At 68.7% G+C, this 20,363-nt stretch carries 19 protein-coding genes and 1 rRNA gene; 11 read left to right on the top strand and 9 right to left on the bottom strand.

The genetic code is table 11. The annotated features are described in order from the left end of the window. Positions 1-46: 46 nt before the first annotated feature. From AB4Z46_RS31695 to pxpB, 3 genes are all read right to left on the bottom strand, one after another. A complete protein-coding gene (locus tag AB4Z46_RS31695) occupies positions 47-814 on the bottom strand; it encodes a GntR family transcriptional regulator (protein ID WP_442287534.1) in 768 nt (255 codons plus the stop codon). 87 nt (positions 815-901) lie between these two features. Beyond that, the gene (locus AB4Z46_RS31690; RefSeq protein WP_442287533.1) at positions 902-1,936 is read right to left on the bottom strand and encodes a biotin-dependent carboxyltransferase family protein; all 1,035 of its coding nucleotides are present in this window, start codon (positions 1,934-1,936) and stop codon (positions 902-904) included. Continuing rightward, positions 1,933-2,658: a 5-oxoprolinase subunit PxpB gene (gene pxpB / locus AB4Z46_RS31685; protein ID WP_442287532.1), complete on the bottom strand. Its 726-nt coding sequence runs from the start codon at positions 2,656-2,658 to the stop codon at positions 1,933-1,935. The genes AB4Z46_RS31690 and pxpB overlap by 4 nt, the downstream gene beginning before the upstream one ends. A 130-nt stretch (positions 2,659-2,788) precedes the next feature. On the opposite strand from pxpB, the gene AB4Z46_RS31680 reads away from it, so the two are divergent. The 8 genes from AB4Z46_RS31680 (at position 2,789) to AB4Z46_RS31645 (ending at position 11,322) form a co-directional block, all read left to right on the top strand. Continuing rightward, positions 2,789-3,565 (top strand): LamB/YcsF family protein, encoded by a 777-nt coding sequence (locus tag AB4Z46_RS31680; RefSeq protein WP_442287531.1) that lies wholly within the window; start codon positions 2,789-2,791, stop codon positions 3,563-3,565. Between the two features lie 142 nt (positions 3,566-3,707). Further along, complete coding sequence (gene npdG / locus AB4Z46_RS31675) at positions 3,708-4,370, top strand: NADPH-dependent F420 reductase (protein ID WP_442287530.1); 663 nt, start codon at positions 3,708-3,710, stop codon at positions 4,368-4,370. Between the two features lie 26 nt (positions 4,371-4,396). Then, a complete protein-coding gene (cofE, locus tag AB4Z46_RS31670) occupies positions 4,397-5,167 on the top strand; it encodes a coenzyme F420-0:L-glutamate ligase (RefSeq protein ID WP_442287529.1) in 771 nt (256 codons plus the stop codon). Continuing rightward, the gene (gene cofD, locus AB4Z46_RS31665) at positions 5,164-6,186 is read left to right on the top strand and encodes a 2-phospho-L-lactate transferase (protein ID WP_442287528.1); all 1,023 of its coding nucleotides are present in this window, start codon (positions 5,164-5,166) and stop codon (positions 6,184-6,186) included. The genes cofE and cofD overlap by 4 nt, the downstream gene beginning before the upstream one ends. Next, entirely contained in the window at positions 6,183-6,911 is a 729-nt protein-coding gene (gene cofC, locus AB4Z46_RS31660) for a 2-phospho-L-lactate guanylyltransferase (RefSeq protein WP_442287527.1), read from the top strand. Before cofD ends, cofC begins: the two co-directional genes overlap by 4 nt. Continuing rightward, positions 6,908-9,346, top strand: coding sequence for a 5-amino-6-(D-ribitylamino)uracil--L-tyrosine 4-hydroxyphenyl transferase CofH (cofH, locus tag AB4Z46_RS31655; RefSeq protein ID WP_442287526.1), 2,439 nt, complete (start codon positions 6,908-6,910; stop codon positions 9,344-9,346). Before cofC ends, cofH begins: the two co-directional genes overlap by 4 nt. A gap of 25 nt (positions 9,347-9,371) precedes the next feature. Beyond that, a complete protein-coding gene (locus tag AB4Z46_RS31650) occupies positions 9,372-10,028 on the top strand; it encodes a nitroreductase family protein (protein WP_442287525.1) in 657 nt (218 codons plus the stop codon). 52 nt (positions 10,029-10,080) lie between these two features. Then, a complete protein-coding gene (locus AB4Z46_RS31645; protein WP_442287524.1) occupies positions 10,081-11,322 on the top strand; it encodes a diaminopropionate ammonia-lyase in 1,242 nt (413 codons plus the stop codon). A gap of 19 nt (positions 11,323-11,341) precedes the next feature. Here AB4Z46_RS31645 and lnt read toward each other — a convergent pair whose 3' ends face one another. From lnt to AB4Z46_RS31625, 4 genes are all read right to left on the bottom strand, one after another. Continuing rightward, the gene (gene lnt, locus AB4Z46_RS31640; RefSeq protein WP_442287523.1) at positions 11,342-12,940 is read right to left on the bottom strand and encodes an apolipoprotein N-acyltransferase; all 1,599 of its coding nucleotides are present in this window, start codon (positions 12,938-12,940) and stop codon (positions 11,342-11,344) included. After that, a complete protein-coding gene (locus AB4Z46_RS31635; protein WP_442287522.1) occupies positions 12,937-13,815 on the bottom strand; it encodes an HlyC/CorC family transporter in 879 nt (292 codons plus the stop codon). Before AB4Z46_RS31635 ends, lnt begins: the two co-directional genes overlap by 4 nt. A gap of 142 nt (positions 13,816-13,957) precedes the next feature. Next, positions 13,958-14,683 carry a GNAT family N-acetyltransferase gene (locus AB4Z46_RS31630; protein WP_442287521.1) on the bottom strand — a complete coding sequence of 242 codons (726 nt, stop codon included), beginning with the start codon at positions 14,681-14,683 and terminating at the stop codon, positions 13,958-13,960. A 108-nt stretch (positions 14,684-14,791) separates the two neighbouring features. After that, positions 14,792-15,265 (bottom strand): Lrp/AsnC family transcriptional regulator, encoded by a 474-nt coding sequence (locus tag AB4Z46_RS31625; RefSeq protein WP_442287520.1) that lies wholly within the window; start codon positions 15,263-15,265, stop codon positions 14,792-14,794. A 151-nt stretch (positions 15,266-15,416) separates the two neighbouring features. On the opposite strand from AB4Z46_RS31625, the gene hppD reads away from it, so the two are divergent. Next, positions 15,417-16,547 carry a 4-hydroxyphenylpyruvate dioxygenase gene (hppD, locus tag AB4Z46_RS31620; protein WP_442287519.1) on the top strand — a complete coding sequence of 377 codons (1,131 nt, stop codon included), beginning with the start codon at positions 15,417-15,419 and terminating at the stop codon, positions 16,545-16,547. A gap of 45 nt (positions 16,548-16,592) precedes the next feature. On the opposite strand, the gene AB4Z46_RS31615 is transcribed toward hppD, so the two are convergent. Continuing rightward, positions 16,593-17,477, bottom strand: coding sequence for an esterase/lipase family protein (locus tag AB4Z46_RS31615; protein ID WP_442287518.1), 885 nt, complete (start codon positions 17,475-17,477; stop codon positions 16,593-16,595). A 103-nt stretch (positions 17,478-17,580) separates the two neighbouring features. On the opposite strand from AB4Z46_RS31615, the gene AB4Z46_RS31610 reads away from it, so the two are divergent. Next, positions 17,581-19,272, top strand: coding sequence for an AMP-binding protein (locus AB4Z46_RS31610; RefSeq protein ID WP_442287517.1), 1,692 nt, complete (start codon positions 17,581-17,583; stop codon positions 19,270-19,272). Further along, positions 19,272-20,192, top strand: coding sequence for an MBL fold metallo-hydrolase (locus AB4Z46_RS31605; RefSeq protein ID WP_442287516.1), 921 nt, complete (start codon positions 19,272-19,274; stop codon positions 20,190-20,192). The genes AB4Z46_RS31610 and AB4Z46_RS31605 overlap by 1 nt, the downstream gene beginning before the upstream one ends. A gap of 76 nt (positions 20,193-20,268) precedes the next feature. Here the strand turns inward: AB4Z46_RS31605 and rrf are convergent. Continuing rightward, positions 20,269-20,363 (bottom strand): 5S ribosomal RNA (gene rrf, locus AB4Z46_RS31600); the annotation flags it as partial.

The raw sequence follows: 20,363 nt of genomic DNA, 5'->3' as shown, positions 1-20,363 counted from the left end.
TAGTCATTTAAAGCATCCTGACAGTAGGGAAATCCAGAATGGGCGGTCAGGCGGCCTTGCGCGCGATGGCCGCCGGGGCGGCGTTCTCGAAGAAGTCGATGGACATCTTCACGCAGTCGGCGCGGTAGGTGATGTCGGCCACGTAGATCGCCGTGTCGGTGTCGTCGCGCACCACCCAGCGCACTTCTGCCGTCGGCGCGCTCAGCGAGACCTGCAGCAGCTCGGCGATCTCCGGGTCGGCGGTGCCGATCACCAGCGTCTGGTGCGCGTGCCGGATCTTCAGGTTCATGCCGGCCAGGATCGGCAACGCCGTGTGCTTCAGGAACTTTTCGCGCCGGCGATCGAAGACGGACTTGGCGATGTGCAGGTTGGCGACGGCGTAGGGCACGTTGTCCTTCAACTGGACGCTGCGCAGGAACACGTACTTGTCGGCCAGCACGCCATCGCCCTCGCGCAGCCGCGGTGCGGCCGGCGGCGCATCGACCTTGATGAACTTCGGCACGTTGTCCTTGATCGACGCAAGCACCGAGTCCCACGAGGTCTCGAGTGTGAGCCAGCGCTTGTCGTTGACCGTGGCATTGACGAAGGTGCCGCGCCCCTGCTGGCGTGTGACCAGACCCTCGCGCTCCAGCAGGTCGACCGCCTGCCGGACGGTCACGCGCGCGACCTGGAATTCCTCCTCGAGTTCCTCCAGCGTCGCGATCTTCTCGCTCGGCTGCCAGTCGCCGGTCTCGATGCGGCGCCGCAATGCGGCTGCGACCTGGATATAGGCGGGAATCTTTCCGCGTCGATCGGAACTATGTATTGTTGGCATTTCTACGATCCCGTCGTACTGACTATAGGTCCACAGAATAATACATGGGCCTGCACCTCCGAACGGCCTCGGATGCCGCTGCCGGGCTCAATCTGTAGCACTGGCGACACCGCTGATCAGGCTCTGCGTGTACAGCGACGCGACATCGATCACCGCTGCGGCATCCACCGTGCGCAGGGTCGCCAGGCTGCGGTCCAGCGCCGCCTCCTGCGCGCGGCGCAGGCTTTCGGCCTCGCTCACGCTCACGGCCGCAAAACGCAGCGCACGCCCCGGCCGGCGCCGCCCGAGCACCGGGATGTCGGCGGAGATCACGGTGGCGATCTTGGGATAGCCGCCGGTCGTCTGCGCATCGGCCATCAGCACGATCGGCAGTCCCGAGCCCGGCACCTGGATCGAGCCGCAGACGATACCGTCCGAGACGATGTTGTAACCCTTCGCATGTGCAAGCGGCGCGCCGTCGAGGCGGAAGCCCATGCGGTCCGATTGCGCCGACACCACATACTCGCCGGCCAGGAAGCGCGCCTGCTCGGCCTCGGAGAAGAAGTCGTCCTGCGGCCCCAGCACCACGCGGATCGGCTGATCGAGCGCGAGGTCGAAGCGCTGGGGCAGCATCTTCTCGGCCCGTTGCGCCGCACTGTCCAGCCGCAGCGGCAGGCGGTCGCCGCGCTGCAGCGCCCTGCCGCCGAATCCGCCGAGGCGCGCCCGCACGTAGGTGGAGGCACTGCCCAGGCACATCGGCAGTTCGATGCCGCCTTCGATGGCCAGGTAGGCACAGCCGGCGTCGCCCAGGTGCGCCACGCGAAAGCGGTCGCCGCGCAACAGCCGCGCGCTGCGGCCGGCCGCGATGCTTCGCGCGTGAGGGCCGCTCACCTCGATCACGCCGTTGCAGCCGGCCAGTGCGACGCGCAGCGCATCCGCCGCCACCTCGAAACCGGGCCCCTGCAGGATCAGCTCCAGTGCGGGCGTCTCGGGCGCATTGCCGACCAGCGCGTTGGCCAGCCGGAGGCCGATGCGGTCGAGCGGGCCGGACACCGGCACGCCCGCGTCCTGAAAGCCGCGGCGGCCGCCGTCCTGCACTGTCGTGTGGATGCCTGGTGTGACCACCTCGAGTGCCGCGGTCATGATTCGAGGCCTTCGCAAGAGAGTTGGTAGCTGCCATCGACGCTGGCCTGGCGGATCTGCTCGAAGCGCGCGCCATCGACAGGTTCGAAGCGAAGCTTGTCGCCGGGGCTGAACAGCGCGGGGCGCGGCAGCAACGGGTCGAAGATCCGCACCGGCGTGCTGCCGATCAGGTGCCAGCCGCCGGGGCTTTCCAGCGGATAGATCGCCGTCATGGTCGACGCGATGGCGATCGAGCCCGCCGGGACGCGGATGCGCGGATCGGCGCGGCGCGGCAGCACCAGCGCCTCGGGCAGGTCGCCCATGTAGGGGTAGCCCGGCACGAAGCCGATCATGTAGACGTGGAACAGCGTCTCGGTATGCAGCCGCACCACCTCGTCCACGGAGAGGCCGGTGCGCAGCGCCACGTCCTCCAGGTCCGGTGCATGTGGGCCTTCATAGCAAGCCGGCACGCGCCACAGCCGCCCTCCCGTATCGGCGCCCGACGCGTCGTCCTCCAGCAACGCGGCGAGCCCGCGCTCGAGGCTGTCGTGGTCGGTGCGCAAGGGGTCGTAGTGGACCATCAGGGATCGATAGGTCGGCACCGTCTCGACCACGCCCGGCAACAGCGCAGCGCGCAACCTTGCCGCCAGCCGCAGCACGCGGTCGCTCAGCGCCCGGTCGATGCGCTCGCCGAATTCGACCACCAGCGCGGTGTCGCCCGCGCAGAGAAATCGCACATCCATTCCTGCTCCTTGTTCTTGTCGCCGAGCGACGTCCGAATTCGTATTGTCTTTCTATCTTTGGTACCATATACTAACTCGGACCGGCAGCAGACCTCAACCGGAATCCCACGCAAGGACCAAGGAACAGCAAATGTCACTCTCGATCAATCTCAACGCGGACATGGGCGAAGGATTCGGCGCCTACGACATCGGCAACGACGACGCCATCCTCAAGATCATTCGTTCGGCCAACATCGCCTGCGGCTTTCACGCCGGCGACCCGATCACGATGCGCCGCGTGGTCGAGCACGCCAAGGCCGAAGGCGTCAGCATCGGCGCGCATCCGGGCTTCAACGACCTCTGGGGCTTCGGGCGCCGCCGCATCGACATGCGGGCGGACGAACTGGAGAACATGATTGCCTACCAGATCGGCGCGCTGCAGGCGATGGCCGCCTTCTGCGGCGAGAAGGTGACGCACGTGAAGCCGCACGGCGCGCTGAACAACATGGCCGCCGAGAACGCCGACTACGCGCTGGCCATCGGGCGGGCGATCAAGGCGGTCGACCGCGACCTGATCTATGTCGCGCTGTCGGGCTCCGAGATGGAGAAGGCGGCGCAGAAGCTGGAACTGCGCCTGGCGCGCGAGGGCTTCTGCGACCGCCAGTACGAGGACGACGGCAACCTGACCTCGCGCAAGATTCCCGGCTCCGTGATCAAGGACCCCGCCGTCGCGACGCAGCAGGTGGTGCACATGGTGCTCGAGGGCGAGATCGTCTCGCGCAACGGCAAGCGCATCAAGCGCCGGGTCGACTCGCTGTGCGTGCATGGCGACGAGCCGACCGCACTGGCCTTGTCGGCCGCGGTCCGCGCCGGCCTCGAAGCCGCCGGCGTCAAGGTGGTTCCGCTCACCGAGATGAAGCTGGATTGATAGCCCCCACGCTCCCCCACTTCGTGTGGGTCGCTGCCCCCCGAGGGGGCCGCAGGCCGCCTTGGAGCGGCCCGGCGCCGGCCTGAACCAGCGCCGCTTCGCAACTTCCTAGCATCCACCACACACCCCAAGGAGTCACGCCATGCAAAGTCGCCCCACCCTGGCCATCATCGGTGGCACCGGTGCCCTCGGATCCGGCATGGCCAAGCGCTGGGCCGCGGCCGGCTATCCGGTCATCGTCGGCTCGCGTTCGGCAGAGAAGGCGCAGGAAGCGGCGCTGAAGATCGAGAACGGCAACGGCGCGCCGCCGGTGCGCGGCGACAGCAATACCGGTGCCGCGGCAGCCGCAGACATCGTGATCCTGGCGATCCCGTTCTCCAACCACGACGCGACGCTCGACGAACTCAAGGACGTGGTGGGCGGCAAGATCGTGGTCGACGCCGTGGTGCCGCTGGTGCCGCCGAAGGTCGCCCAGGTGCAGCTGCCGCCGCAGGGCTCGGCCGGCCAGATCGCGCAGCAGCGCATCGGCGAAACCGCGCGCGTGGTCTCGGCCTTCCAGAACGTCGGCGCCGCCAAGCTGCAGGGCGGCGGGCCGATCGCCTGCGACGTGCTGGTCTGCGGCAACGACAAGGAAGCGCGCGAGGCCGTGATCGAGCTCGCGGTGGCCGCGGGCATGCGCGGCATCGATGCCGGTCCGATCGCCAACGCGGCCGCCGCCGAGGCGCTGACCTCGATCCTGATCGGCATCAACAAGCGCTACAAGGTGGATTGCGCAGGCATCCAGATCACCGGCATTCCCGCCTAGGCAAGAGGCCGAGAGGAAGCCTCGACATGCAAAGCGCAGCCGTCACGCTGACCCCGCTGCCCGACTTCCCGCTGGTGGCGCCGGGCGACGACCTGGCCGGCCTGATGGCCGCGAGCCTGCGGCGCGCCGCCATCGCGCCGCAGCAGGCCGATGTGCTGGTGCTGGCCCAGAAGATCGTCTCGAAGGCCGAGGGCCGCTACGTCAGCCTGCGCGACATCGTGCCCTCGCACCGTGCCATCGGCCTGGCGGCCGAGACCGGCAAGGATGCGCGCATGGTCGAGCTGATCCTGTCCGAGAGCCGTGCCGTCGTGAAGTACGGGCCCGGCGTGCTGATCGTCGAGCACCGGCTGGGCCTGGTGATGGCCAACGCCGGCATCGACCAGTCCAACATCGATCACCCCGACGGCGACGAACGCGCACTGCTGCTGCCGGCCGACCCCGATGCCAGCTGCGAAAGGCTGAAGGCGCAACTCGACGCCGCCTTCGGCGTCGCACTCGCGGTGGTCGTCAACGACAGCTTCGGGCGTCCGTGGCGCCGCGGCGTGACCGGCGTGGCGATCGGCGTCGCCGGCCTCCCCGCGCTGCTGGACATGGTCGGCGCGCCCGACCTGTTCGGCCGCGCCATGCGCGTGACCGAGATCGCGCTGGCCGACGAGATCGCGGCTGCCGCCTCGCTGGTCATGGGCCAGACCGACGCCGGGCGGCCCGTCGTGCACCTTCGCGGCCTGCCCTGGAGCGCGCCCGCGCGACCCGCGGCCGACCTGCTGCGCCCCAAACACCAGGACATGTTCAGATGAGCGCTTCCTCCGATCCGTCCTCTACGTCGGCGCCACCGTCGCAGCCCGGCCGCGTGGTGGCCTTGTGCGGCGGCGTCGGCGGCGCCAAGCTCGCGCTGGGCCTCGAAGACACGCTCGAGGCCGGCCGCCTGACCGTGGCCGTGAACACCGGCGACGACTTCGATTTCCTCGGCCTGCGCATCTCGCCCGACCTCGACACGGTGCTCTACACCCTGGGCGGACTCAGCGACACGGCGCGCGGCTGGGGCCGCGCCGACGAGAGCTGGAACTTCATGGCGGCACTCGCGCAATGGGGCGGCGAAGCCTGGTTCTCGCTCGGCGACCGCGACCTGGCCCTGCACGTGGAGCGCACGCGCCGCCTGGGTGCCGGCGAGACGCTGACCGGCGTCATGGCCGACATGGCACGCCGCGCCGGCATCCGCGCCGAGCTGCTGCCCATGAGCGATGAAGCGGTTCGCACCATCGTCCACAGCACCGAGGGCGACCTGCCCTTCCAGCATTACTTCGTCAAGCATCGCTGCGCACCGGTCGTCACCGGGATCTCCTTCGAGGGCGCCGACGATGCCTCGGCCAATCCCGCGCTGACGCGCGCACTGGCCGATCCGCAGTTGAGCGCGGTGGTGATCTGCCCGTCGAATCCCTTCCTGAGCATCGATCCGATCCTCTCGGTGCCCGGGGTGCGCGCGGCGCTGCGGCGCACCGCCGCGCCGATCGTCGTCGTCTCGCCGATCGTCGGCGGGCAGGCCGTCAAGKGGCCGACCGCCAAGATCATGGGCGAGCTCGGCCACCGCGTGGACTCGGCCACCATCGCGGCGCACTACGCAGGCCTGATCGACGGCCTGGTGATCGACAGCAGCGACGCGGCCGACGCCGACGCGCTCGACATCCCGACGCACGTCACCCGTACGCTGATGCACGACGTCGACGACAAGCGTGCGCTTGCGCGTGCGGTGCTGGCCTTCGCGGCCTCCCTGAGCCAAGGGCCTGCCGCCGTACGCGCACGCCGGATCGCACGATGAACGCCCCGCTCTTGTGGGCCGTCATCCCGGTCAAGCGCTTCACCCAGGCCAAGCAGCGCCTGGCGCCGCTGCTGGACGCGCACGAGCGTGCCGGGCTGGCGCGCGCGATGTTCGAAGACGTGCTCCATGTGCTGGCAGGCTGCCCCTTCGTCGCTGGCACGCTGGTCGTCACGCAAGATCCCGAGGCGGCGGCGATCGCACGCCGCGCCGGCGCCGAGGTGTTGGCCGATCCGCCCGAAGCCGGGCTCGCCGCCGCCCTGCGGCACGCGGCGCACGCCCTCTGCGCCGCGCGCTGCGCCGGCATGCTGGTGGTGCCGGCCGACCTGCCCCAGATCACCTCGGCCGACATCGAGCTGATCGCGCTCGGCCATCGGCGTTCGCCGGCCGTGACGCTGGTGGCCGCCAGCAGCGACGGCGGCACCAATGCGCTGGCCTGCTCGCCGCCCGACGCCATGCCGCTGCTCTTCGGCGAAGACAGCTTCCGGCGCCACCGGGACGCCGCGCTGGCGCGGGGCCTCGTGCCGAAGCTGCTGACCCTGCCGCGCTTCGGCCGCGACATCGACCGCCCCGACGATCTTCTCGCCTGCCTCGATGACCGGTCGAGCATGCGCACCCACGCCTATCTGGCCGGCAGCGGCATCGCCCGCCGGCTGCGCGAAAACGCTCACGCCCATCCGCACGGCGGCGCATCCGCCCACTCCACCCGAAGGGACCCGACTCCATGACCACGCCTCCGCTTGCTCCCCACCGCACCATGTCGCGCGAAGAGGCCTACCAGTTGGTGGACATGGGCCTGGACCTGCTGATGCCGGCCGCCGCCGAGCGCCGCGATGCGGCGCATGGCATGGTCGTCAGCTATTCACGCAAGGTCTTCGTTCCGCTGACCCAGCTGTGCCGCGACGTCTGCCACTACTGCACCTTCGCCCATGCGCCGCGCAAGGGCGAAGCCGCCTTCCTGTCGATCGACAAGGTGCTGGAGATCGCCCGCGCGGGCGCGGCGGCGAATTGCAAGGAAGCGCTTTTCACGCTCGGCGACAAGCCCGAGCTTCGCTACCACGCGGCGCGCGAGGCGCTGGCCGAGATGGGCTACGACAGCACGCTGGCCTATCTCGCCGCAGCCGCGCGCGCGGTCTACGCCGAGACCGGCCTGCTGCCGCACCTGAACCCCGGCCTGCTCGACCTCGACGATCTGCGCGCGCTGCGCCAGGTGTCGATCTCGCAGGGCATCATGCTCGAGAGCAGCTCGGAGCGGCTCTGCGAGCGCGGCGGCCCGCACCACGGGTCGCCGGACAAGAAGCCGGCCGCGCGCCTGGAAACCATCCGCCTGGCCGGCGAAGCCGGCGTGCCCTTCACCACCGGCATCCTGATCGGCATCGGCGAGACGCGAACCGAGCGCATCGATGCGTTGCTGGCCCTGCGCGAGCTGCACGAACGCTACGGCCACATCCAGGAAATCATCATCCAGAATTTCCGTCCCAAGGCCGGTACCTTGATGGTCAACGCGCCCATTCCCACGCTCGAAGACCACCTGTGGACCATCGCCGCGGCGCGCCTGATCTTCGATCCGTCGATGAACATCCAGGCGCCGCCGAACCTGCGCCCGGGCGCGCTGCGCCCGCTGGTCGATGCCGGCATCAACGACTGGGGCGGCGTGTCGCCGGTCACGCCGGACCACGTCAACCCCGAGGCGCCCTGGCCGCATCTGGATGCGCTGGCCAAGGCCACGAAGGCCGCCGGCAAGGAACTGACCGAGCGCCTCGCGCTCTACCCGGCGCACGCACGCGATCTCGAACGCTGGGTCGACCCGGCATTTCGCACGCCGCTGCTGCATCGGCTCGACAGCGACGGCTTCCCGCGCACCGACAGCTGGTCGCCGGGCGCCCATGAAGATCCTCCGGCAGCCGATCTGCAGCTGATTGCCACCCCCGCTGCCCCCCGACCCGGCGCGGAGGTCGAACGCATCCTCGCGCGCGCCCAGGCCGGCGAGACGCTCGGCGAAGCCGAGATCGTGCGGCTCTTCCGTGCCCGCGGCGACGAGTTCACCGCCGTCTGCGCCGCCGCCGATGCCTTGCGCCGCAAGATGAACGGCGAGGTCGTGAGCTTCGTCGTCAACCGCAACATCAACTACACCAACATCTGCGCCTACCGCTGCCAGTTCTGCGCCTTTGCCAAGGGCAAGACCACCGAGGACCTGCGCGGCAAGCCCTACGACCTGCCGCTGGAAGAGATCCAGCGCCGCGTGCGCGAGGCCTGGGACCGCGGCGCCACCGAGGTCTGCATGCAGGGCGGCATCCACCCCGCCTACACCGGCGCCACCTACCTGGAGATCTGCCGGGCGGTCAAGGCCGAGGCGCCCGGCATGCACGTGCACGCCTTCTCGCCGCTCGAGGTATGGCAGGGCGCCAAGACGCTGGGCCTTCCGCTGCGCGACTACCTGGCCCAGCTGAAGGACGCGGGCCTCGGCACGCTGCCGGGCACCGCCGCCGAGATCCTCGACGACGAGGTCCGGCAGGTGATCTGCCACGACAAGGTCGACACCGCGCAGTGGCTCGAGGTGATGCGGACCGCGCACGGGCTGGGCCTGCGCAGCACCTCGACCATCATGTTCGGCCACATGGAGAAATTCGAGCACTGGGCGCGCCATCTGCTGCACCTGCGCGCACTCCAGTTGGAGACCGGCGGCATCACAGAATTCGTGCCACTGCCCTTCGTCCACATGGAGTCGCCGATCTACCGCAAGGGCAAGGCGCGGCGCGGCCCCTCGTTCCGCGAGACGGTGCTGATGCATGCCGTGGGCCGGCTGGCGCTGCATCCCGTGATTCCGAACATCCAGGCCTCCTGGGTCAAGCTCGGCGCCGAAGGCGTGAAGGCGTGCCTGCGCGCCGGCGTCAACGACATGGGCGGCACGCTGATGAACGAAACCATCTCGCGCGCCGCAGGCGCCTCGCACGGCCAGGAGATGACCGCGATGGACATGGAGGCGATGCTGCGTTCGATGGGCCGCGTGCCGCTGCAGCGCACCACCGCCTACGGAACGCCGCCGGCCGACGCCAAGGCCAAGGCGCGCGCGGTGACCACGCCGGTGTCGCCGGTGCGCATCGACTTCCGCCAGCGCGAGCCGGCCGCGGCGACTGCCACCCACGGCGGCTGCGCGGCCTGAGCCGCAGCCCCGCACGAGGCGGACCATGGAACCTGAACTCGGCATCGCCACGGTCGCCGCCGCGCCGCTTGGCAGCACCCGGCTGCAATGGATGGCACGCCGCTCGGTGCGGCGCTACCTGTCGACGCCGATCCCGCCGGAGCTGGTCGACCAGCTGCTCGAAGCCGCCGCCACCGCGCCGTCGGCGCACAACCGCCAGCCCTGGCGCTTCGCCATCCTGGACACCAGCCGGCACAAGATCGCACTGGCCTGCGCCATGGGCGAACAGCTGCGCCAGGACCGGCGCGGCGACCGAGATCCCAACGCCGACATCGAGGCCGATGTCGCGCGCTCCTTCGCGCGAATCACTGGCGCAGCGACGGTGATCGTCGTCTGTCTCAGCATGGAGCACATGGACGTCTATCCCGATGCCGTGCGCAATCGCAAGGAGCACCAGATGGCCGTTCAGAGCACCGCGATGGCAGGCCAGAACCTGCTGCTGACCGCCCACGCCGCCGGCCTCGGCGCCTGCTGGCTGTGCGCACCGATGTTCTGCCCGGATGCCGTTCGCGGCGCGCTCGGCCTGCCTCGCCACTGGGAGCCGCAGGGCATGGTCACACTCGGCTATCCGGCCGACGCGGGCAAGCCTTTCGTGCGCAGGCCGATGGCCGACGTGGCGATGCGCCTGCGCGATATGCCCTGAGCATTCGTCGCTCCAATACCGAATACGCTTGATCTCTTTCAAAGGAAAAAAGATGCTGGTTCACAACCGTTTCGCCACCCGGGCACCCTATCCCGACGCACTGCGAGCCGTCATGAGCATCGGCGGCGCGCACGAAAGCCGCGAGTGGCTGTCGCACTGGCCCGAGCTCACGCGCGAGGCCACGCCGCTGCTGTCGCTGGCCGGATTGGCCCGGTCGCTGGGCGTGGCGCGGATCGATCTCAAGGACGAATCGAAGCGGGCATCGCTCGGCAGCTTCAAGGCGCTGGGCGCGCCGATCGCGCTGGTTCGCCTGATCCAGCGCCAATGGCCGCAGAAGAACTACGCCGCCAAGGACCTGTTCCTCGGCAGGCAGGCGCGGGAGTTGCAGGACTTCACCGTGATCAGCGCCACCGACGGCAACCACGGCCGAGCGCTGGCCGCGGCGGCGCACGACATCGGTTGCCGCTGCGTGATCGTGCTGCACAAGAACGTCAGCGTCGAGCGCGAGCGCTCGATCGCCTCGCACGGCGCCACCATCGTGCGCATCGCCGGCAACTATGACGCCTCGGTCGAGGAAGCGGCGCGCCTGGCTGGCGAGAACGGCTGGTTCGTCGTCTCCGACACCTCGTACGACGGCTACGAGGAGATCCCGCGCGACGTGATGCAGGGCTACGGCACCATCCCGGCGGAGATCCTCGAGCAGCGCGGTACCGAAGCCCGCGACGTTTGCCCCTACACCCACGTGTTCCTGCAGGGCGGCGTGGGCGGCATGGCCGCAGGGGTTGCCAGCTACCTGTGGGAGCGGTACGGCGCGCGTCGGCCGACCTTCGTCGTGGTCGAGCCGCAGCAGGCCGACTGCCTCTATCAAAGCGCGATCCGCGGCCAGGCCGCCAACGCCACGGGCTCGGTGGACTCCGTGATGGCCGGCCTCGCCTGCGGCGAGACCTCGCCGCTGGCGTGGCGCTTCCTGCAGCCGTCGATGGACTTCTTCCTGACCATCGAGGACGACGAGGCCATCGAAGCCATGCGCACCCTCGCGGCCGGCAACGAGGCCGACATGCCGCTGGTCAGCGGCGAGTCGGGCGTGGCCGGCCTCGCCGGCCTGACGCACCTGGTGCGCGATGCCGAGTTGCGCCGCCAGACCGGCCTCGGAGTCGACGCGAGCGTGCTGCTGCTGTCCACCGAAGGCGCCACCGCGCCGAGCGTCTACCAGCAGCTGGTCGGCAAGGCGCCACAGCAGGTCTGGGCAGCCGGCGAGCAGCACCGCGAGGCCGGCCGGCTGGCCCGGCAATAGACCCGGAGGTGCGGCGCGCTCAGGCCGCGGTCCCGCCCACGCCGCCGAAGCGCGAGCTGCGGCGGCGCAGCGCCAGCGTCCCCACGACCACCGCCAGCGCCAGGCCCCACAGCGGCCAGAGCCCGAAGCGCGACACCCAGACCGCGTAGGGCGTGCGCCCGGCCCGGCCTTCCACCTCCGCCTTCAGCACACCGCGCGTGAGCCGCGGCAGTTCGTGCGTCACGCGGCCGCGATGGTCGATGACCACGGTGGCCCCGGTGTTGGTGGCGCGCACCATCGGCCGCTGGAACTCCAGCGCGCGCATGCGCGAGATCGCCAGGTGCTGGTCGATCGCGATCGAGTCGCCGAACCAGGCGATGTTGCTGACGTTGAGCAGCACCGTGGGCGCATCGTCCGCGCTGCGGAAGTTGGCACCGATCTCGTCGCCGAACAGATCCTCGTAGCAGATGTTCGGCGCGATGCGCTGACCCTGCCAGACGAAGGGCGCCTGTGCCAGCCCGCCGCTCGCGAAGTCGCCGAGCGGGATGTTCATCATGTCTGTGAACCAGCGGAACAGCCCCGGGATGAATTCGCCGAAGGGCACCAGGTGATGTTTCTCGTAGCGATAGGGCGTGCCCTCGCCGGGCCGGAAACCGATCACCGCATTGCTGTAGGAGCGCCCGTCGCCCATCGGCAGGCCGACGATGGCCGCCTGGGTGCCGCTCGCATAGCGCGCCGCGATTGCATCCAGATAGCCCGGCGGCAGTTGCGAGGGCAGCAGGGGCAGGGCCGTCTCGGGCGTGATGACCAGCGATGCGCGCGCGTCGCGCAGTTGCTCTCCGTACCACTGCAGCGCGGTCGCGATGCCGCCGCCCGGAATGAACTTCTCGTCCTGAGGAATGTTCCCTTGCAGCAGTTCGAGGCCGATGCGCCCGCGCGAGCGCGCAGCGTCGTCCGCGGGCATGCCGCGCGCCAGGCCGACCAGCGCCGGCACGCACAGCAGCACCAGCGCCAGCCCCACAGGCAGCGCGAAAGTGCGCCCGCGCGCATGGCGGAAGGCCAGCGGCACCAGGGTCGCGAGACCCGCGGCAATCGCTCCGATGCCGTAGACGCCTACCCACGGCGCATAGACCGCCAGCGGACCGTCCACATGCGCATAGCCGCCCGCCCCCCACGGGAAGCCCGTGAACCAGCTGCCGCGCAGCAGTTCGGCCAGCGTCCACAGCGCGGCGAAGAAGGCGGCCGAGCGCAGCGGGCTCGCGGGCGCGAAGGCCACGTACAGGGCGCAAGCGAGCGTGTAGTAGAGCGAGAGCGCTGCAGCCAGTGCGAACACCGCCACGGCGGCCAGCGGCGCTGCCAGCCCGCCATAGGTGTGCATCGAGATGAAGAGCCACCAGAAGGTGCCGCAGAGCCAGGCGGTGGCGAACACCCAGCCCTGGAACGCGGCGGCGCGCCATGGCCGCGGACCGTCGCGAGCGGCAGCGTCGGCGGGACGCAGCGCGTCGAGCTGCCAGACCAGCGCGGCCAGCGACAGCAACTGAAGCCACCACAGCGGCTGGCCGTTCCAGGGCGCGGCGATCGAGACCGCCTGGGCCAGCCCCGCGAACCCGAAGCCCAGCGCGCGAACCGGCGTTTTCAATCGGCCGCGTCGTCGCCGCGCGCCGGCGAGACCTTGAACCAGCGCACCGCGCCACCCTTGGTGTGCAGCACGACGAAATCGAAGGCACCGATGGCGTAGTGTTCGCCGCGCTTGGGCACATGGCCCATCTCGTGCGCGATCAGGCCGCCGATGGTGTCGAACTCCTCGCTCAGCGCCTTGTCGTCGAAGCGGATGCCGAAGGCCTCGGCCACGCGCTCGATCGGCGTGTCGCCCGAGACCCGGTAGGTGTGGTCCGCGAGGCCGAAGATGTCGCCTTCATCCTCGGCGATGTCGAACTCGTCCTCGATCTCGCCGACGATCTGCTCCAGCACATCCTCGATGGTGATCAGGCCGGCCACGCGGCCGAACTCGTCGATCACGATCGCCAGGTGGTTGCGGTTGCCGCGGAACTCGCGCAGCAGGTCGTTCAGCCCCTTGCTCTCGGGCACGAAGGTCGGCGGGCGCAGCAGCGCGCGGATGTTCAGGCCCGGCGCGCGCTGCAGCTTGAGCAGGTCCTTCGCGAGCAGGATGCCGATGATGTTTTCCTTCTCGCCCTCGTAGACCGGAAAGCGCGAGTGGGCGGTATCGATCACCAGGTGCAGCAGCGCGTCGTAGGGCGCGTCGATGTTGACCAGGTCCATCCGCGGCGCCGCCACCATCACGTCGCCGGCGGTCATGTCGGCCATGCGCAGCACGCCTTCGAGCATCACGCGCGACTCGGCGCCGATCACGTCGTTGTCCTCGGCGTCGGCGAGGGTCTCGATCAGCTCGTCGCGGGAATCGGGCCCGGGGTGGATGAATTCGGCGAGCTTCTGAAGAAAGCTGCGCTTGTCTTCGCGTTCGACGGGCGCGCGATCAGGGTGAGGGTCGGCCACTGCGGGAGGGCGGAGTTGGGGAAACGCAAGGATAACCCAGCCCCGGATCGCCCACCCCCGAATGCTCCCCCTTGAAGGGGGCGCCGCCGGCGGCCCACGATGCACCGGCGCGCTGCGCGGCCGGCCCCCGGAGGGGACCCTCTCAGGGGGCGGACTTTTCTCGGGCGGCGCGGACGCCGCTGCGGATTTCCTGCAGTTCGCCCAGGAAGGACCAGAACTGCTTGGCGCGCGTCTTGAGCTGGTAGTCCACCTGCGCGAAGTGCTGCAGTGCGATCTCGCTCATGCGGCTGTCGAAGGTCGCGGCGGGCAGTTCGAGATGGGCTTCGGACTCGGAGCCGCTGCGCACCACGGTGGCGCCGGCATTGCGCGCGATCTTCAGCATGGCGGCGTTCTCGCTCAGCGCGTGGATGAACAGCATGCCCACGCCCTCGTTGCGCGCCACGACCACCGCGCGCTCGAACAGGCGGGCGCCGTAGCCGCGCCCGCGTGCGTGCACGGACACCGAGACGCCGAACTCGGCGCAGTCCTGCTGCTGTTCGGCCGGCGCGAAGGCCAGATGGGCCATCGCGATCAGGTCGAGCCGGCGGTTGTAGATGCCGAACAGTTCGTCGCGCTCGAAATCGAGCCCGTCGACATAGCGTTGAATCTGCTCGTCGGATGCCGCGTAGCCGAAGCGCAGGTAACGGTCGTGCGGGGGCAGGGCGAGCAGGTGTTGCGCGATGCGGTCACGCTCGCGCGGGCCGATCGAGCGGATCGGCACCATCACGGGATGCGGCGCGGCGGCGCGCGGTTGCGCCTCAACCATCGGCGCTTTCAGGAACGAGCCGAGGCCGAGTGAGGCTATGAGGAGGGCCTTGGCGGTGAGCATGCATCGAATATAAGGGTTTTCCCTAAACCTACAAGTGAACGGGGATTGGCGGACCCGCCATTCGGGAACAAATGCCCGTCCAGTCGGATGATCTTTCGAATCTGGTTGTTACAGCGGCACTGCGGTCGTCGCCTTGACCCGGTCGAGCACGAAGCTGGTCTTGCAATCCTGGACGCTGGGATGCTTGAGCAGGGTGTTCATGATGAATCGGCTGTAGTGCGCCATGTCGGCCACCACCACGCGCAGCAGATAGTCCATTTCGCCCGTCAGCGCCGCGCATTCGACGACCTCGGGCCAAGTCTGCACGCTGGCGCGAAACAAGTCCATGGGGTTTCGCTTGTGGCTCTCGGTGAGCTTCTCGAGCCGCACGTTGAGGTAGGCCGTGAGCCCCAAACCGACCGCCTCGGGCTTGACCAGGGCGACATAGCGGTCGATCACCCGGTTTTCCTCCAATCGCTTGACCCGTCGCAGCACCGCGCTGGGCGACAGGCTGACCTGTTCGGCCAATTGGTCGTAGGTGGCGCGGCCATCGGACTGCAGCGTGCGCAGAATGTGGCGATCGATCTTGTCAAGTGCATCCATTCTTTGAATTTTGCACTTTTCCTGCGTGAAATGGCGAATCGAGGCCCAACAACGCCGAAATCATGAGGGCTCGCGCTTTTACAGTTCCCCATGGACGCCGCCCGGCCCGCGGCGGCACACTGAATCCACCCCGCCCCCACGGAGAGCAACCATGACGAGCACCACCGACACCCCCGCCTTCACGCCCTGGGAGAACCCGATGGGCACCGACGGCTTCGAGTTCATCGAATACGCGGCACCCGATCCGGCCGCCATGGGCCGCGTCTTCGAGCAGATGGGCTTCAAGCCGATCGCCAAGCACCGCCACAAGAACGTGGTGCTCTACCGCCAGGGCACGATCAACTTCATCATCAACTCCGAGCCCGATTCCTTCGCCCAGCGCTTCGCGCGCCAGCACGGCCCGAGCATCTGCGCGATCGCCTTTCGCGTGCAGGACGCCAAGGCCGCCTACGAGCGCGCGATCGGTCTCGGCGCCTGGGGCTTCGCGCCGGGCGCCGGCCCGGGCGAACTCAACATCCCGGCCATCAAGGGCATCGGCGACAGCCTGATCTACTTCGTCGACCGCTGGCGCGGCAAGAACGGCGCGGCGCCGGGCGACATCGGCAACATCGGCTTCTACGACGTCGACTTCGAGGCGCTGCCCGGCCTCTCGGCGGTCGAGGCGCTGGCACCCGAAGGCCATGGCCTCACCTATATCGACCATCTGACGCACAACGTGCACCGGGGCCGGCTGAAGGAATGGGCCGACTTCTACGAGCGCCTGTTCAACTTCCGCGAGATCCGCTACTTCGACATCGAGGGCCAGGTCACGGGCGTGAAGAGCAAGGCCATGACCAGCCCCTGCGGCAAGATCCGCATCCCGATCAACGAGGAAGGCAACGAGAAGGCCGGCCAGATCCAGGAGTACCTGGACAGCTACCGCGGCGAAGGCATCCAGCACATCGCCATGGGCTCGCGCGACCTGGCGCACTCGGTCGACGCGCTGCGCGCCTCGGGCGTGAAGCTGCTCGACACCATCGACACCTACTACGAGCTGATCGACAAGCGCATCCCGGGCCACGGCGAGAACGTGGCCGAGCTCAAGAAGCGCAAGATCCTGGTGGACGGCAAGAAGGGCGCGCTGCTGTTGCAGATCTTCAGCGAGAACCAGCTCGGTCCGATCTTCTTCGAGTTCATCCAGCGCAAGGGCGACGACGGTTTCGGCGAAGGCAACTTCAAGGCGCTGTTCGAGAGCATCGAGCTCGACCAGATTCGCCGCGGCGTGCTGGCCGCCGCCCAGTAGGTCCGTCGGGCGACGCACGCACGAAGCGAGAGGGCGCGGGGGCTATCAGCCGTCGAGCAGCGCCAGGGACTCCCGCCTGATCGGATCGTCGAAGGCCATCTGCACATGGCCCCGCCCTGCCGCGAGCCGGTTGTCCGCACCCGGCAGCGTGGCCACCGAGGTGGGAAAGACGATGTTGTCGCAGTTCGAGTGCCAGCAGGTGAAAGGCACCTGCTGCGCGCTGGCCCGCTCGCAATCGATCCGCTGCAGCCACTCGCCGCCCATGCGCATCTGCCGACCGTTGACGGTGCGGCCGAAGCGCGCCAGCCAGGTGCCGCGATGCGGCGTGCCGATGGTCACGATGCGGTGCACGCGCGCACCATCGGCGTCGCGCAGCCAGGCACGGGCCGCAAGCCCGCCCATGCTGTGGCAGATCAGCAGCGGCGGCTGGCCGGTCGCCGCCGTCACGCGCACGATGGCGGCCTCGATGGTCTGCACATAGCGATCGATCGAACCGAAGACCGGCTCGAGGTCGACCGCCACGAAGGCACGGTCGGCCGCGCGCAGTTCGCGCAGCCACGGGCTCCAGAACGCGCGATTGCCGACGAACCCGTGGATCAGCACCACACCCCGGCGCTGCCCCAACGGCAGGTGGTCGGGGATCGCTCGCCAGCGAAAGGGCTGGTACCAGCCGAACACACGCGGCGCCGCCACGCATTCCGCGAGCCATGCCTTGAAGTACTGCCAGGCGCTGGCCCGAGGCACGGCGTCGTGCGCGCCGACCCGGTAGCTCAGCACGAACTCGAGCGCGAGGAAGATTGCGTGGGAACAACTCAGCACCAGCAGCCCGGCGATCGCGGCCGCGAGCGACCGGTCCCACCAGAAGCCCGTCCATGCCAGCGCGAGGACCAGCCAACCGAATACCAACCATCGCTGAGCACGTGCAACCATGCGCCGACTATCGCACGCGCGACAGGAGCGAACTCCACCCTAGGACAAGCCCGCTGGCGGCAAGCCTTCACTCGCTCCGACAATCCGCGCCAAAGGAGACCGAATGCAGACCTCAGTGCTTCAGAACTACCCGGCCGGCGTGCCGCACGAAGTCCACCCCGAACAGTACCGCTCGCTGGGCCAGCTCTTCGACGAATCGTTCAAGCGCTACGCCGAGCGGCCCTTCTCGGTCTGCATGGAGCAATGGATGTCCTATGGCGAACTCGACACGCTGTCGAACGCCATGGGCGTCTGGTTGCAGTCCCTCGGGCTCGAGCCCGGTGCGCGCGTCGCGGTGATGCTTCCCAACGTGCCGCAGTTCGCGGTCACGATCTGCGGCGTGCTGCGCGCGGGCTACACCTGCGTCAACGTCAACCCGCTGTACACGGCGCGCGAACTCGAACACCAGCTCAGGGACTCGGGCGCCACCGCGATCGTGATCCTCGAGAACTTCGCCTCCACGCTGGAGCAGGTGATCGATCGCACCGCCATCAAGCACGTCGTGGTGACCGCGATGGGCGACCTGCTGGGCGGCCTCTACGGCGCCTGGATCACGGTGGCCGTGCGGCACCTCGCCAAGATGGTGCCGCCGTACAAGATCGCGCTGACCGACGGCCGCACGGTCACGCCCTTTCCCAAGGCGATCGCCGCGGGCCGCGGCCGCGCGCTGGCGGCCGACCCGAGCACGCTCGACTCGATCGCCTTCCTGCAATACACCGGGGGCACGACCGGCCTCTCGAAAGGCGCGGTGCTCACGCATCGCAACATCGTGGCGGCGACGCTCCAGGCCGAGGCCTGGTTCACGCCGGCGCTCGCGCGTGCCGGCGACCTCTCCAAGGTCAACAGCATCGCCGCGTTGCCGCTGTATCACATCTTCGCGCTGACCCTGTGTCTGCTCGCGATCCGCCAGGGCTCGCATCTCACGCTGATCCCCAACCCGCGCGACACGGCCAAGTTCATTGCGGTGCTGAAGAAGCGGCCCTTCCACATGTTCCCGGCGGTGAACACCCTGTTCAATGCGCTGCTGGTCCAGCCCGAGTTCAAGACGCTCGATTTCTCGAAGCTGTTCGTCTCGCAGGCCGGCGGCATGGCGGCGTCCGAGGGCACCGCGCGCAAATGGGCCGAAGTCACGGGCTGTCCGATGATCGAGGGCTGGGGCATGAGCGAGACCTGCGCGATCGGCACCAACAATCCGGTGACCAACACCGCCTACACGGGCAACATCGGCCTGCCCCTGCCTGGCATCGAGATCGCGATCAAGAACGACGAAGGCCGGTCGCTTCCCGCGGGCGAGGCCGGCGAGCTGTGCATCAAGGGCCCGAACGTGATGGTCGGCTACTACAACCAGCCCGCCGAGACCGCGGCAGCATTCACCGCGGATGGCTTCATGCGCACTGGCGACATCGCGGTGATGCAGGAGGACGGCTACAGCCGGATCGTGGACCGCAAGAAGGACATGATCATCGTCAGCGGCTTCAACGTCTACCCGAACGAACTCGAGAACGTGATCTCGCTGTGCCCCGGCGTGGTCGAATGCGCCGCGATCGGTGTTCCCGACGAGAAGCAGGGCGAAGCCATCAAGGTCTTCGTGGTCCGCAAGGACCCGGCGCTGACCGAGGATGCCGTCATGCGCTACTGCCACGACCAGCTCACCGGCTACAAGCGCCCGAAGCAGATTGAATTCCGCGACGCGCTGCCGAAGACGAACGTCGGGAAGATCCTGCGCCGGCAGTTGCGGCCGGGCGCTCCGTCTTGATGCCCGCAGACGGCCTTCCGGCGCAGCTCCAGGTCTTCGAGCGGGGCTGGCTGTCGGCGAACAACATCCTGTTCACGGGCCGAGAGCAGACGGCCCTGGTCGACACCGGCTATGTGACCCACTCGAAGCAGACGGTGGCGCTGATCGAGAGCGCGCTGGCCGGGCGGCCGCTCGACCTTCTGCTGAACACGCACCTGCACAGCGACCACTGCGGCGGCAACGCCGCCCTGCAGCGACGCTATCCGACAGTGCGCAGCCTGATCCCGCCGGGCGAGGCCGCGTCGGTGCGGCGCTGGGACGAGGACGCCTTGAGTTTTCGCCCGACCGGCCAGTGCTGTGACCGCTTCCGCTTCGACGGGCTGCTGGAGCCGGGCCGGCAGATGCAGCTGGGCGAAGTCGCATGGGAGATTCATGCCGCCAAAGGCCACGATCCGCACTCGATCATCCTCTTCGAACCTGCATCGAAGACCCTGATCTCGGCCGATGCGCTCTGGGAGAACGGCTTCGGGGTGGTTTTTCCCGAGCTGCTCGGCGAAGCGTCGTTCGAGGAAGTCGCCGCAACGCTGGATCTGATCGAGGCGCTCGGGCCGTTGCGCGTGATCCCCGGGCACGGGAGCGTGTTTCATGATGCGCCGGGCGCACTGAGGAAGGCCCGCAGCAGGCTCGACGGGTTTGCGCGCGACCCGGTCAAGCATGCGCGGCATGCGCTCAAGGTCTTGTTGAAGTTCAAGCTGCTCGAGCTGCAGGCGATCGGCCAGGCCGAATGGAGTGCCTGGCTCGCGCAGACCCCCTATTTCGAGAGGATCCGGGCACGCTTTTTTGACGCACTCACACTGAACGAGCTCACGTCAGGAGTCCTGGACGAGCTCGTCGCGGTCGGCGCCGCATCGGTAGAGGGCCCGAAAATTCTGAATCGCTGAGCGAGCGTCGCCAATCCAAACGCCAAACGCAAAAAGCCCAGCCTTTTGAGGGGCTGGGCTATTTGGGGCTGTAAGAGCCTGACGATGACCTACTTTCACACGGGAACCCGCACTATCATCGGCGCTGAGTCGTTTCACTGTCCTGTTCGGGATGGGAAGGAGTGGGACCAA

Source organism: Variovorax sp. M-6, from assembly GCF_052114385.1.
Classification (GTDB): Bacteria; Pseudomonadota; Gammaproteobacteria; order Burkholderiales; family Burkholderiaceae_C; genus Variovorax.
This window is presented reverse-complemented; position numbering and strand designations above follow the sequence as displayed.